We start from the raw sequence: 14,600 nt of genomic DNA, 5'->3' as shown, positions 1-14,600 counted from the left end.
GGTCCTCCTTTTAATGAAAATGAGAAATCCCACCCGAACTATCGTCCGTATAAACCTGTCTATCTCCTCCCTCTCTTGCTGCGAAGGGCTTGGCGGCAGCCGATCCCATCTCTAACGGATGAGATCGGTTGGCCAACCTGCCTACACTTAATTACTTGCCGCCCTTGTCGAGGTAAGCTTGAATTTGCTTCTTCGATTCAGCGCCGATTTTGTCACCGCCAAGCGCATCCAGCTCGACCTTCAGCTTGGCCATTTGCACTTCCCAATCCTTGATTTGACCTGTCTTGAGAAGTTGGATGAATGGATCAACTTTGGAAGCAATGTTGGCGCTTTCCGATTTAACGGCGGTATTGTCGAACTTGAATTTTTTCAGCGTCGGCGTATAATACGTATCCGGTTTCGCTGAATATTCGTAATACTTTTTCGTATTTTCGTCCAGATCGGTGCTCAGACGGATCATCGAAGGATTCCATGTGAGCTCATAGCCAGGGAAATTGTAATTTTTCGCTTCGTCGAGCAATTTGATCTGATTGTCGCCAACCGCTTCCCAATGCTTGCCCGGTATGCCGTATTCAAGCAGATCGTGATTTTCTCTGCTGCTGAACACCGCGTCAAAGAACTTCATCGTTCTGTCGATATTTTTAGAAGTGGCCGGGATCGCAACAGAGTTGTTCGATACATAGTCCACACCGATTGCATGCGGCTTCATCTCCCGAACTTTCGTTTTGAGCACGAACATTTCCAAATCCGCTCCAGGGATCGTATCCCTCAGCTTCTTCCTGTCTTTTGCGAAAGCGTTCAAGGTTGAATAATAAGATGCTGCTTTGCCGGACATGAAGTAACCCAAATCATCCTTCTGGCTGACGACGTCCTTTTCCAAGTATTTGCTCCACTCCGCCCACTTATCTAAATGAGGGAATGCAGTCTTAGGCGTATTGTAAGGCGCTGGCAGCTTGGCCCACTCCGATGCTGGATCGCCTACCGAGACAATGGTCTCAACTTTCTTCAAATCATCAGATAATTTCACAATAGATGGGAGCCCCCCCAAGACTTGCGCCACATTCGGCAGCTCAGGAGTTTCTCCTTGAAAAATTTCCTGGAACCCTCTATTGCCGCGCAATGCAAGCGGTGTTATACCTTTGTCGTTCTCCAGCACCTTATCATAAAATTTCTGCAGATCGTCGTAGCTGTTGATCGGCGGAAGTCCGTATTTCTCGCGCAGGTCTTTGCGCAGGTAGACGACAGGAATATCATAGAAATATTGCGTGAACGGAATCGTGTACAGGTGTCCGTCGAACCGCTTGTTCGATTCTACAAATTCCGGCGGAAACGCTTTCTTGAGACCCGGATACGCATCATTATTGAAGTATTTGTCGAGTTGGGCATAGGCGCCCTGCGGCACAAGCTCCTTCAGACTTATAAAATCGGCCTCGAAAACAAAATCCATCTCTTCGCCGGCGGCCATCATCAGCTTAACCTTCTGTTTATGATCGCTGATCGGATTCCATTGAATGTTGAGCTTCGTATTCAGGGTATCCTTCGTCCGCTTCTCAAATTCGTCGAATACCAGCTGTAAGTCCTTCGGCTGATCGCCGAACAACATTCCCTTCAACGTAACCGGCGCCAGCGCCGGTTGCGTTCCAGAGCCGTTCACGGCTGGACTTGCCTGATTCTGCTCACTGTTGCTGCATGCCGTTGCCCCGAGTACGGTTAGTGCAAGGAGTGCAACTGAGATTCTTTTCGTTTTCATGTTTGTTATTCCTCCCTTTATTATCTTTAATTCATCTATACTAAACCGCCAAATAGGCGTTTTTAGCCTTTAACTGCGCCAACCATTAAGCCTTTGACAAAATATTTCTGAAGAAACGGATACAGGAGAATGATCGGACCAATCGTCACGATCGTCGTTGCCAATCGAACTGTTATCGCTGGAGCAACGTAATTCGGAATGTTTACGTTGGCGTTCGGAGACACCTGGTTGATATAATCCAAATTGTTCATGATGCGCTGAATCAAATATTGCAGCGGATACTTATCCGAGTCATTAATGTAGAGAAGCGCGTTAAACCAATTGTTCCAGTATCCTAACGCATAGAACAGCCCAATCGTTGCGATTGCGGGAAGCGAAATCGGCAAAATGATGCGGAACAAAATATAGGCATCGTTGGCTCCGTCAATCTTGGCGGATTCCGAGAGCGATTCGTCAATGGTAGCGAAGAAATTCCGCAGCAGAAACATGTTCCATGCACTAATCATACTGGGAATAATCAGCACCCAAATCGAATCCTTCATGCCCAAATATTTGGATATGAGCAGATAGGAGGTAACCAAGCCGCCATGGAACAGCATCGTGAAATAGACGTAGAAAGCGATTGCATTACGGTACTTTACCGCTTTCGATGAGATGGCGTAGGACAATGCGCAGGTGAACAGCATTGACAATGCCGTGCCGACTAATGTAACGAACATTGTCACGCCGTAAGCTCTGTAGATGGTATTGTCTTGAAAAATCAGCTTGTAGGCTTCCAGACTGAATTTCTTGGGCAACAGCATATACCCGTTCCTTACAATTTCAGACTCTAAAGTAAATGAGTTGGCCACAACGGCATAGAACGGAACGAGACAATACACTGAAAAGACAGCGATGATGACGTAAAATGCCGCTTTGAGCAGCTTATCTGGTATACTTTCCTTGATCATTCTAAAACTCCCTTCCTGCTAGAAAATGGCGGAATCCGGCGCCGCTTTCTTGGCGGCAGCATTGACGGTTATGACAAGCACGAATCCGATGAACGATTGTAAAAAGCCAACTGCGGCCGACATCCCCAAATCTCCAAGGTCCATCAAGGCGCGGAATACATAAGTATCAATGACGTCCGTTGTTGGGTACAGCATCGGGTTACGTCCGATAATCGCATAAATCAAGCCGAAATCGCCGTTGAATATGCCGCCTACCGCAAGGATGGTCAGCAAGATAATCGTCGGTTTTAATAACGGCAACGTAATGAAGCGAATTTTCTGCCCGCGGCTGGCACCGTCCATCGAAGCGGATTCGTAAATCTCTGGGTTGATTCCGGCAATTGTGGCCATGTAGATGATGGAGCCGAATCCTGCGCCATGCCAAATTTTCAGCAGCACCAGAATGACGGGCCAATATTGCGGCGACGACAAGAAAGTGATCGGCGCGATACCGAAAACCCCGAGAAATTGGTTGATAAAGCCTCCATCCGTCGCGACGAATGCGGTCATAAACATGGCCACAACCGTCCATGACAGGAAGTGAGGAAAGATCATCACCGACTGCGATACTTTCTTGAACATCTTCCCGCCGATTTCCGTCACCATGATTGCAATGGCTACGGCGGCAATTGTTCCTATCACAATAAATAAAATATTTAGATACAACGTGTTGCTCACTACCTTGATCCAATCGCTTGATCGAAAGAAAAACTCAAAATTTTTAAATCCGACGAACTTGCTGCCCGTTATCCCCTTTACCACTTTGAAGTCCTGGAAAGCAATAACAATGCCTCCCATTGGAAGATAAGCGAATACAAAGAACCATATTATCCCGGGAAGGGCTAAAGCGTACATAAATTTATTGCGGAGCAGTTCATAAAAGAAGCGCCCGACGACTCCGCGATTTTTCTTGCTGCGGCTGCCTGTGTATTCAGGGCGTACTGCCGACGATATAGTTTCGTTCATTCTGTCCCCTCCTACTTTATCTCATCTCGAACAATACCCTTACTATAGGATCATTGTTGGTCCGGCGAAAGTTTGGATTTCGTATAAAATCATTAATTGCTCATCAAATCAGGGTGTAAAATCTCACTACTTTGGTCGAATCGTAACGATTTAGTGTTCATTCCGCTGTTTCCTCCCGCACGATAATGCCGTTTACAAGCTCCCGGGCATGAACGTGAATGCCTTCCCTGTCCCCTTCCAGGCCTCGGATCGACAACACTTGAGTCCGTCCGTTAGCGAGACGAACTGTCAGTTCTCCCGGCGAGGAAGCTTCAGCAGATACAATTGCCGAATCTCCTTCGTGCGGTTCAAGAATCGTCAGGAAGTACGCTTCTTTGCCGACGCTGCGGACACTCACGGTTTTCCTGCGAGCGGCATCGTTGCCTAGCGGATAATCGCCACCGATAGTCCCCTCGAAGCTGACGACATCGAGACCGTTCAAGTCGAATACAGCTTCGGCCGGCCGCCCAGAATCTAGCGGCTCGAACGGCAGCGCACCATCATAGTTCTCCCCTACCAGATGCACAGGACCTCCATAGTAATCGATTCCGATGCCGTTCCCGCGATCTACATTGTCGTAACGAGCAGGCAATTCGGAGAGGTGAATCCGGCGGCCGTCCTTTGTCAGCACAAAGGGGTCTCCCCAGAAGACGGTTTTCTTGGCTGCTCGATCCGTTTCGATCTGCAGTTTAAGCTCCTTCACGCCCGAAAGATCAATTTGTACGCTTCTTTTCCCCAATATCCAGGCGCCGAAACGTCCTTCCGCCAGCTTTACTCCGTCTCCTGAAACCTTGTAGCTTATCGTTTTGTTGATCTGGTCGGCCTCTGCATACCAACCGGTCATAACCTTCTGCTGGCGCGGCCATAGCGAATGCACATGGAGATTCATAGGGCCATTTTCATTGTACATGGCGTGGCGGCCGTCACTATCGTCCTTTACCCGGTCGTATTGATGGGAAAAACGGATTTGCACAGGAGCTTCGCATTCATACCAATCGCAGTCGGTTATGAACTGGCAGGCGCCGTAAGGATCGTCGTTCATTTGGCCCGTATGGCAAATGTGCCGCTTCCGCTCTGACGTAAGGTCATGGAAGCCCTGATAATGATGAAGGCAGTCGAACGTATGCGTTTCTTCCCCCCGCAGGTAGTCCGCTACGATGACGTAATCATCCGTCACCGCGACCAGCCTGCGCTGCAGAACCGGCTCCGAATACGTCCCGATATCTCCCTGCTTCCGAGCGATGGAGGGAACCGGAACATCGCGGCCTTCGATTAGACCCCGTTCCTCTGGGAACGTCTCGGGGTACGGCGTCTGGCCTCCGTACGGCGGATCGCTCCACCTCGCCGACGTCTCGACGGCACAAACGTTCAGCATCGAGCCGCTGTAGAACAACAGACGCTCCGATGGTACCGGCTCCTGCATACGCTGATCGACAACGACCATATTGTGGGACACGGAAGCCTGCACCCACATCTTGAACATAAACGAATGATAGCCGAACCAAGAAGCGAGCGGGCCGTATGCGTTTCTGCCATGCCGCATCAAAGCGGCCAGTCCCATACGGTCGAAGTGTCCATGATAACCGCCGTGACTGCCATATTTCACAACAGCCTGGATCTGTGAGGAAGGCGCAACATTCGGTTTACGGGAGCGCAGCATAGCCAATCCGACGTTGTCGGCATATACGGATCGTTCGTCATGGCTTTCCGGCGGCTCGGGCAATTCCCCGACTCCGTAGATCAAATCGCGCCTGTTCGCATTGCGAAGTACCGATGTATATTTCGGTTCGCGCCAAACATAATAAGCCAGATCGTACCACTTCACCATATCCTTCGCCGTAGAGTCGTTGGCGCCGAACAGAATGCCGCGGTCGTCGATGAAAGGCAGCATCGCATCCCAGACGTCGCGCACCGATCTGTAATTACGGCGAACAGGCCCGAATTTTTCGAAGGACATGCCGAGAAAGGGCTTCTCGTTCGGCATAGACCAAGGAGAAAGCATGGCATTCCTTTGGTAGGAGGGCGGCACACTCCAGTTTTTCAGATTAAGACCCCAAGGCTCGCAGGCCTGAACCAAGCGCGTAAACATATCAGCGAACAAGACGACATAGTTAGTTGCCCCTTCAAAATACCAGCCGTCATCCATGACCCCGGTTCCCACCATATCAACGAAACCGCCCGGTCCGTGGAGAAAGCGCTGAATCCAATGCATGTCTTGAATGACTAAGCTGCACAGGAACGCACCGACCATGCCACCGGAAGGAATATTATTCGTATCCCCGTCGGTGATCATCCAATCGACCTTCTCGATAAAGAGTCGGAACGCCGCCTCGATCCTACGACGGTCTTCTTCCGTCCAGCATTCCGCATCGTAGACCAAGTCATAGATGGAAGCGATGTCCAACATCATTTCTCCTTCATGTATGAGCCCGCCGGTACTTACCTTGACTGCTCCAGGAGTCGGCAATGCCCTCTCTTCGCGGGAGGCATAGATGTGTAGTACCGGAGCATCCGTAGCCGGGTATCCGGTCAAAGGATCTGCGAATCGCCGTAGAAACAGTACCGCCTTTTCGAGCAAATCCGCGCGTCCTGTCAGCTTCCATGCCACGCCCGCCGCATGTAGCTTAAATCTCTGCGACAGGTCGAAGGCATGAGGCTTCCCAGCTCCCTGCGCCTCGGGGACAACCCATTCCTCCGCCATCCGGATATAATTGTCCAGCTCTCTCATCGCCCAATCGTAGACCTTTGCATTTCGCTTGACCTGCTCCCATCCGGCTTCCGTGTGAATGATATAAGGATGGCGGAGCTTTCGTACGGTGTATAAGGTCTGTCGCTTGGCGTAATTGGCATTGCCGTTCGGTATTGCAGTTACGTCATGTTTCTCAAACCCGCCCGGAGCTACTCCATCGTGAACGGCCGCCTGCAGCGATGCCATGCCCGATTGTCCGGGACCGAGCAGAAGAAGCTTCGGTTCGAGCAGCAACTCCATAGATTCGTACCCGTAACGTTCCAAGCCGAGAGCTACAGCCTGCGTTTCGTCCGTTTCATTGCGGACCGTCAGGTCATAGACGACGGTTTCTCCCGGTTCAGCCGATCGGGACAGCTGCTGCGCATGTAAGGAAATCCGACCTAGCGTCTTCAGCCGAAGCCTTCTGACCTGAATCTCATCCGCTTGCCCGCCATTCAAGAAATGTGCCTTCACGCCGACTCTGCTGACCATGCGCCAAAATGCGGGTGTAGCATGGGAATAATCGAATTGATCGAACGATACCTCAATCGAGGTCCAGCCTTCGCCGCTCACTGCCGCAGCAGCCATTGTATAAGGAATATATTCCGGTCTGCCGATAGAGATCGGATAAATGCGGAACGTCAGAAGGGCCGTCGTATTCTTAGGGAGATAGACTTCTAACGAAAGAGCGTCCCATGGCCGCCAATCCTGTGCCTTATCGTATTCGAAGATCGCCTCCGCCTCATGGCTTAGAAGAGAATAATCCATATCGGATCCGCTCATCCCTGTCCATAAGGAGAGATTCTCTATAGTCTTTGTCATTCAATCACGCCTTCCGAATCGTTATGTTAGAAATAAATACAACTGGGCCTTGGGCTCGACTCTTATCGTAGTCGAGCTCAAGGCCCAGTCATAGTTCAAGTTTCGATCATAATAAACGATCGGCAACGATTCAAAGCTTTAAAATCCAACCACTTTCATTAAATGTTAATTTTACTTTCATCTATCATGCTATATTTCGATTGCTTGCGGAAATGGTCGGGGGTTTTGCCGCAGTGCTTCTTGAACGACACATAGAAATAATTCGTGTTCTCGAATCCTACCATCTCGCCGATCCTGTTCGCCGGCAAATCCGTCTGAATCAGCAGCTCCTTCGCTTTCGTGAATCGGTACTCCGTCAAATAGACGGTCATCGTTTGACCTACAATATCTTTGAACACTTTGCGCATGTAATTGGTCGATAATCCTCCGACCTCCACAAGCGTATCAACGGTCAAGCCTGGGGAGCTGTAATTTTCATGAATATACTGGATCACTTTGTCGACAATCCATTTGTTCTTCTGCAGCGATTGCTGGTCTCTCTGGCTGATCGAATTCTCGCATATGTTTAAGTACCACTGCTCGATCTCTTCCATCGTCTCCATCAAATATAACTGCTTGCTAAGGGAGCCGATGTCCATACGGGCCTCTTCATGATCGGCCGCTCCCATCGATTTGGAAATCCGTACGATCGCGATCAGCAACTGGGTAAACACCAGCATCATCTCGTCGAATGAAGCCGTCCGCACATTAGCAATAAACTCACCAACAGCCGCTCTTGTCTTCCCCAAATCCCCCAGTTTCATGCTGTCAGTCACTTGTTTCTCCAACAACATGACATGACTTTCCTGCAGCGGTTCTCGTGTTTCCGGAAAATCTTGGCCTATCAAACAACCCGGTCCAAGCACAATTCTGTATCGTGAGGCGTCATAGGCGGCGCTCCAGGATAGTTTGACCTGCGCTAAACTATGAACAAACGTACCCGATGCTGCGGAAATCGACAGCTTCAAATATTTGCGTACATTCGTCTGAATGTCCTGAAGCGCGGCTGCAAGTCGTTGGTCCGCATTCGTCATATCCTCCGGGATATTGGCGATTAGCGCAATCTCATCCTCCCCGCAATCGAAGCAGACCGTCCGGAACGTGTTCGATCCAAGCTCAACGGCGATATTGGAAACCGCATATTTGAACAAAGAAATATCCGTTTGCTTATAGGCATTCTGCAGGCTGCGAAAGGAGTCGATTCGTAGCAAACATACGAGAAATTGAGGATATTCGAATGCGATGCCTACTTGATTGAGCTTACGGGCTATTCCGGCATCGTCCGTCAGGCTGCCGGATGTCAACAGCCGCAGCACTTCATTGCGTTTCGCAGAATGATAGTCCGTGACACTGGTTTGCAAATCCTGAATTTTATTCTCCAAATAAGCAAATGTCCCACTCAGCAAGTCCAGCTCAGAAACGGGTTGCCTCTCCCATGAATCCGAGGAAGAGTCGCGAACGCTTCGGATCAGACGATGAATCGGACCGTAAATGAGGCGGGTAAAGAAGCCCCCGAGCCCGATCACGGTCAATAGCAGGACACCAGTTACCAATAAAATATACCGCTTCATTTCCTTCACATTGCGGAGGAGACTCTCATAATCGATAACGCCTATGAAGGTCCAGCCCAAGCTGTCGGATTTGATATAAGAGATGCGGTAGCTTTGGCCGTCCTTCGTCATTTCAATGGTGCCTCTGGGCTCGCTCGAAGCGCTGATTCCCTGCACATAGCTTTGATCGGACAAATTCGAGTTGATCATAGCACTGTCCGTATGCGAAATGACCGTACCTTGCTTGTTCAGAATCATCGTTTGAAAAGAACTGCTGCCCGCCCCGTTCATGACCATTCTCTGCAAGATTTGCTGATCCAGATTCAATACCATAGCGCCGTTCGCATTCTTCCCGATTGAGTTCAAATAAACAATGGAGACCAGATCTTTGTCATACTTTCGCCCGTTGATGTCATGCTGAATATGGCGCGAAAAAAATATGCCGGATTTATTCACCTGTAAATTACCCAGCAGCTGAATCATTCCTGGATCGTAGAAATCGTCAAAGGTCTGAACAGTAGATATAGATGAGAAAACGAGTTTTTTTTGATAATTTAACAAATAAATCGAGTGTATCAATGGATTCGTATTGCTGAGTTCATACAACTTGCTGCCTATTCTTCCCAATTCAGTTGTATTGAAATCCACGTTATAAAAACCGTACTGTACATCAGTGTTCTGGAAAGCGCTAGCAAAATTTTCATACATTGAGTTCAGCAAAATGTTCGCCGCATTATATGACTGCTCGACGGAGCGATCCGCGGAGCGATTGATTTCATCAGTCAAATTCCTTGAAACTTTAGAAGTAATAACTAACGTCAAGACCACAATGACCAGCAGTCCGAAAAGAACATAAGACGAAACAATCCGGATCAGAAAGTTTTTGTTGCGCATGAACGACTTGATGTAACTGATCATATTCTTTCCCCCCCGGCCTTATTGTAACATTTGTCGAATTAATATTATACGGGAATAGTTTTCTAGAAATAATGAAATCGCTGCCATCTTCTCATAGCATATCACCACTTAATTTTCAATGAATGAAGTTTTTATAGACAAAACTGTTCTTTTTTTAGAAGTGGCATCTATTGCCTCGACTAAACAAATAAGCTAGGCAAGTTGAAATAGTCGTGCTGCTCGCGCAGCAAATGACTTTGAAATACTTACAAATACTTAAAAATTACTTTTATACACTTAAAATTCATGATAAACTTACTTATAAGAGGTGATGATGATGTATCAAGAAGAACGATTACTGAAAATACTCGACTATATTAAAGAACACCATGCGATGAGTGTTATGGATATCTGCTCTCTTCTAGATGTTTCTAGGGATACAGCCCGAAGAGATATTGTTAAATTAGTACAAGAAGGGGTCGTCATTCGTACACATGGAGGCGTCGCTTTGCCTCAATTGAAGAAGGAAATAGCCACCTATCAGGAACGTTTAATTGACGAAACAGACAGTAAAAGAAAAATAGGGAAGATCGCAGCTAAACTAGTTCAAGATCGGGAAACAGTCATTTTGGACGTATCAACTACAGTACAATCTGTAGCAGAACAAATTTCAGCTAAAAATATTACGGCTGTCACACACTCCATAGACATTGTAGGGATTCTCTCAGGTCGGGAAGATCTGCAAGTTTATGTGCTAGGCGGCTATTTACATACCAAAAATCGGTTATTATATGGACCTTCCGTCATTGATAAGTTAAGAGAATTAAGAGCTGATAAGGCATTTATCGGAGCTACAGCTATACAAGCTGATGGGCTTTACTTTCCTTACGAAGATGATGTTTCTGTAAAAAAAGAGATGGCCCGCAGATCGGATCAGGTAATCGTCGTAGCAGATTTCACGAAGTTTACAAGCAAATCGGTTTATCGTTTAGATTTTGACTTTGTGGATATTTTGATTACCGATCAAGAGGTGCCTAACGAAATAAAAGAAGTACTCCATCATAAAAATATAGCGATTATTCAATGTGAAGAGAAAGACAAAGATGAGGAGGATAACAAAGATGAGTCTTAAAATTTTGCACAACGTAAACGTGGTTCAACCAGACGACCTTGTTCTACCTGCCACACTTTGGATAAGAAACGGAATTATTGAAAAGCTAGAGAGTGGTCTTTCTTCTCTTCCGGTGGGCGAATATGAACGTATAGATGGCCAAGGACATTTATTGATACCTGGCATGATCGATGTGCATATCCACGGTGCTAACGGGTTCGATATGATGGATGGCAGTGAACAGAGTATTCAGGAGGTTTCGCGGGCTTGTGCTGAAACGGGCTGCACTTCGTTTCTGGTTACCTCTGTTAGCTCTACAATTGAAGAATTACTAACCATGATTCGTAGTGTGAAACGTGTAATCGGGCATGAAGTCGGGGCCAAAATTGCCGGGCTTCATCTAGAGGGTCCTTACCTGAATCCGAAGCGTAAAGGTATGCAGAATGAACGGTTTTTACGACATCCGAATCTTACTGAAATGCAAGAGATTTTTAACGAAGCAAATGGACTGATTAAGATGGTTACAATAGCCCCCGAATTACCTGGCGGGATGGAGCTCATCTCTTTTCTGAAAGAAAAGGGCGTCATCATCGCCGTTGCGCATTCGGATGCCACCTACGAGGAAGCAAAGCAAGCCTTCGAGGCCGGAGCGAGTCACGTAACGCATTGTTTCAATGGCATGCGTCCGATTCATCATCGTGATCCAGGTCTGGTTGTAGCCGCTTTTGAAGAAGAACATGTAAGCCTCCAAGCGATTGTGGATGGCATTCATTTGCATCCTGCAATCGTTCGAATGATGCATCGTCTGAAAGGACCCGATGGCATGGTACTTATCACAGATGCTTTACAAGCCATGGGACTTGGTGATGGGAATTATGTGTTCGGCGGCCATCATGTTACGGTTTCCGACGGTGTAGCTCGACTAGAGGATGGGACTTTAGCCTCCAGTACGGTTACGATGAATGAGGCACTGCGTCTAACCATTGAAACCGGCATTCCTTTAAAAGACGCGGTTCAAATGGCTTCAACCACACCTGCACGAATATTAAGCCTTAATACCCTAGGCAGAATCACCAAGGGCTTTGACGCTGATCTTGTCTTGTTAAATGAACAATTCCAAGTGCAATGGACAATGATTAGGGGTCATATCATCTAATGTTTGGGTAAATTCCCTCTAAGCAGCTGTCCTTCACAGTTTGCGTTTGGAAACTAGATTCAATGAATCAGGAGCACGATTATATCTCCGTGCGATTCCTCGCTGTCTGCAACACAAAAACCCCCACCGGGGGTTTTTTACATATGAACATTTCTGGGATTAAGCTCAGCTTAGGGTTATGCTATAGCTTAATTGTTACGTTTCGGTGCCAATTCGATCGCCTGACGCAGAGCTTCCTTCATGCTCTGCTCGTCGGCTACCCCTTTGCCGGCAATATCGAAAGCCGTTCCATGATCGACACTGGTACGAATAATCGGTAATCCTACAGTAATATTGACCCCTGCTTCTAACCCAAGCACTTTGACAGGACCATGCCCTTGGTCATGATACATAGCAACCACAATATCAAAGTCCCCTCTTGTCGTTCTGAAAAAGAGCGTATCTGCCGGGAGCGGTCCTTGGACTTGAATTCCTTCTTTTTGCGCACGCTCCACTGCTGGGACGATCTTCTCATCCTCTTCACCGTATCCGAACAAACCATTTTCTCCGGCATGAGGGTTTATGCCACACACGGCAATTCGCGGGTTCACATATCCCGCCTTTTGGAGTGTTTCATAAGCCATGCGAATCACATTATATACGCGCTGCGGTTCAATCATTTTGACAGCATCAATAATACCTATGTGGGTTGTCACATGAATGACCTTCAGCTTAGGTGCCGATAGCATCATAGCAAAATCTTGCGTACCCGTTAATTCAGCTAAAATCTCGGTATGGCCAGGATAAATGTGACCGCTCTTATGCAGAGCTGCTTTATTCAAGGGAGCTGTACAAATGGCATCGATTTGTCCTTCATTAGCCATCTCGATTGCTTGCTTCAAGTACATAAAAGCAGCGTGTCCCGCTTCGGCCGAAACCTGACCGAAAGGCAGGTCGGCAGGCAGCAGATTTAAATCCAAACAGTCCACAACTCCAAAAGCATACTTCGCCTCCGATAGGGACGATATCGAACGAATTTGCAGCTGACTCTGGACAACGTGTCCTGCTCGCTCCAAAATTTTGGCATCTCCAATGACGAATGGGCGACAGCCTTCGTAGACATCCTTATCCCCCAATGCCTTCATAATGATCTCGGGACCGACACCTGCTCCATCCCCCATAGTAATACCAATGACCGGTTTCGTCATTTCTGTTTCTCCCCTTTCTCAAGATGGATAAATTGCATGGCATGTAATAAAGACTTTTTGTTTCCAAAAGCTCCAGCTTTGGTCACCGTCGCCAAACAATCCCCTCCAAGCAACGTTCCGTAAGGAATGCCTGGCTCCACTTCATTTTGCAGTTCAATACCATGTACGCCTAAGTTTCTGCAGACCGCCTTGGCCGTATCGCCACCAGTCAGTACGAGTCCCTTGAGCGGCACGGCTGAAACAACTTTGCTTGTAATGACCCCTAGAGTGTCTGCGATACGATTGGATACGTCCGAAGGCTCTAATCCTAGTTCTGCCCCTTTTTCTCTTGCTGCGTTTACCTGCTCAGGCGAAGTACCTGCGTGCAAAGAAACATCCTTCCCTTCGGAAAGGGCGGACAGTAATTTAGCTAGGCAACTTTCAATTTCTTGATCTCTCACTTCAGGTGTACCAATGGCTGCGAGCGGGTTCATTTCTAATGCTGTCACATTCGCTTGTTGGTTGACTTCCGCTACTTGCTCGCGAGTAATATTCGATATACTGCCGGCAACCAACATTACGGGTCCTTGCGCAGATGGTTTTTTGTGATGATTTTCTTGTTTCTGAGGACGATCCATCGGTAACAGAAACTCTGTTAAACCTGCAGATCCTACCCAGAGAACTCGGGAGCCGAATGATTGAATAAGTGCGGCGATGCGTTTCAGGTCCTCGTCGGTTTCAGCATCGAAAACGAACAATTTCGTGTTGTTCTTTATTGCGTCCTTAATATAGTGGCTCACCGAATCTAGACCGTCATGCAGCAAGGATAAATCAATATTGGCACAACTCTTCCCTGATTGTTTAAGGAGGATACGTGCGATGTCCGAATCCGGTACTGGAGTCTTCGGATCTCTTGCCATTTCCGTCTCATGAATAGGAATCCCATTCAAATAGTGAATCCCATTCACTGTCGCTCGACCAATTCTCGGAAATGCAGGTGCGATAAAAGCTGCCTCAAAACCGAAAGCATCCATGACGCCTTTGATTTCCTGTCCAATGTTACCTCTAAGTGTCGAGTCCATTTTTTTATAAATCCAAGTAAAGCCCTTATCCTTTAGGGCGAGTGCAGCGCTTTTGGCTCTTTGATAGGCCATCTCTCCCGCTATGGAGCGGCTGTCCGTATCAATTACAATGACATCTATTTCATTGTCTACGTCCGAAATAGACATCCAATCAAAGATAACCTGCGTCTTCAACCCGTTTCTGGCAAATTGGACACCAGAGTCCGATGCGCCCGTCAAATCATCTGCAATAATGGATATCCGTTCCACTTTCCTACCTCCTTCTAAAAGTGTGCCGCCCTTTTTCAAAATATACGGAGTATCTT

9 protein-coding genes are annotated in these 14,600 nt (G+C 47.6%); 2 read left to right on the top strand and 7 right to left on the bottom strand.

Annotation, left to right across the window (positions count from 1 at the left end):
* Positions 1–151: 151 nt before the first annotated feature.
* The 5 genes from QFZ78_RS34305 to QFZ78_RS34285 form a co-directional block, all read right to left on the bottom strand.
* Positions 152–1,750 (bottom strand): ABC transporter substrate-binding protein, encoded by a 1,599-nt coding sequence (locus QFZ78_RS34305; RefSeq protein WP_307553989.1) that lies wholly within the window; start codon positions 1,748–1,750, stop codon positions 152–154.
* 62 nt (positions 1,751–1,812) lie between these two features.
* The gene (locus tag QFZ78_RS34300; RefSeq protein WP_307553987.1) at positions 1,813–2,700 is read right to left on the bottom strand and encodes a carbohydrate ABC transporter permease; all 888 of its coding nucleotides are present in this window, start codon (positions 2,698–2,700) and stop codon (positions 1,813–1,815) included.
* 18 nt (positions 2,701–2,718) lie between these two features.
* Positions 2,719–3,705 (bottom strand): ABC transporter permease, encoded by a 987-nt coding sequence (locus QFZ78_RS34295; RefSeq protein WP_373460139.1) that lies wholly within the window; start codon positions 3,703–3,705, stop codon positions 2,719–2,721.
* Positions 3,706–3,862: 157 nt separating this feature from the next.
* The gene (locus QFZ78_RS34290) at positions 3,863–7,294 is read right to left on the bottom strand and encodes a hypothetical protein (RefSeq protein WP_307553985.1); all 3,432 of its coding nucleotides are present in this window, start codon (positions 7,292–7,294) and stop codon (positions 3,863–3,865) included.
* A 158-nt stretch (positions 7,295–7,452) separates the two neighbouring features.
* Positions 7,453–9,801, bottom strand: coding sequence for an AraC family transcriptional regulator (locus QFZ78_RS34285; protein WP_307553983.1), 2,349 nt, complete (start codon positions 9,799–9,801; stop codon positions 7,453–7,455).
* Between the two features lie 316 nt (positions 9,802–10,117).
* Between QFZ78_RS34285 and QFZ78_RS34280 the strand changes: the two genes are divergently transcribed.
* On the top strand, positions 10,118–10,912 hold the full coding sequence (locus QFZ78_RS34280) for a DeoR/GlpR family DNA-binding transcription regulator (protein ID WP_307553981.1): 795 nt from the start codon (positions 10,118–10,120) through the stop codon (positions 10,910–10,912).
* Positions 10,902–12,047 (top strand): N-acetylglucosamine-6-phosphate deacetylase, encoded by a 1,146-nt coding sequence (gene nagA / locus QFZ78_RS34275; protein WP_307553979.1) that lies wholly within the window; start codon positions 10,902–10,904, stop codon positions 12,045–12,047. Before QFZ78_RS34280 ends, nagA begins: the two co-directional genes overlap by 11 nt.
* A 188-nt stretch (positions 12,048–12,235) precedes the next feature.
* Here nagA and pdxA read toward each other — a convergent pair whose 3' ends face one another.
* Positions 12,236–13,234, bottom strand: a complete 999-nt coding sequence (gene pdxA, locus QFZ78_RS34270; protein WP_307553977.1) for a 4-hydroxythreonine-4-phosphate dehydrogenase PdxA — start codon at positions 13,232–13,234, stop codon at positions 12,236–12,238.
* Positions 13,231–14,544: a four-carbon acid sugar kinase family protein gene (locus tag QFZ78_RS34265; protein ID WP_307553975.1), complete on the bottom strand. Its 1,314-nt coding sequence runs from the start codon at positions 14,542–14,544 to the stop codon at positions 13,231–13,233. Before QFZ78_RS34265 ends, pdxA begins: the two co-directional genes overlap by 4 nt.
* Between the last annotated feature and the right edge of the window lie 56 nt (positions 14,545–14,600).

The organism is Paenibacillus sp. V4I5, from assembly GCF_030817255.1.
In the GTDB taxonomy this organism is placed as follows: Bacteria; Bacillota; Bacilli; order Paenibacillales; family NBRC-103111; genus Paenibacillus_E.
The sequence above is the reverse complement of the archived record's forward strand: the minus strand, read 5'-3'. Positions and strand labels throughout refer to the sequence as shown.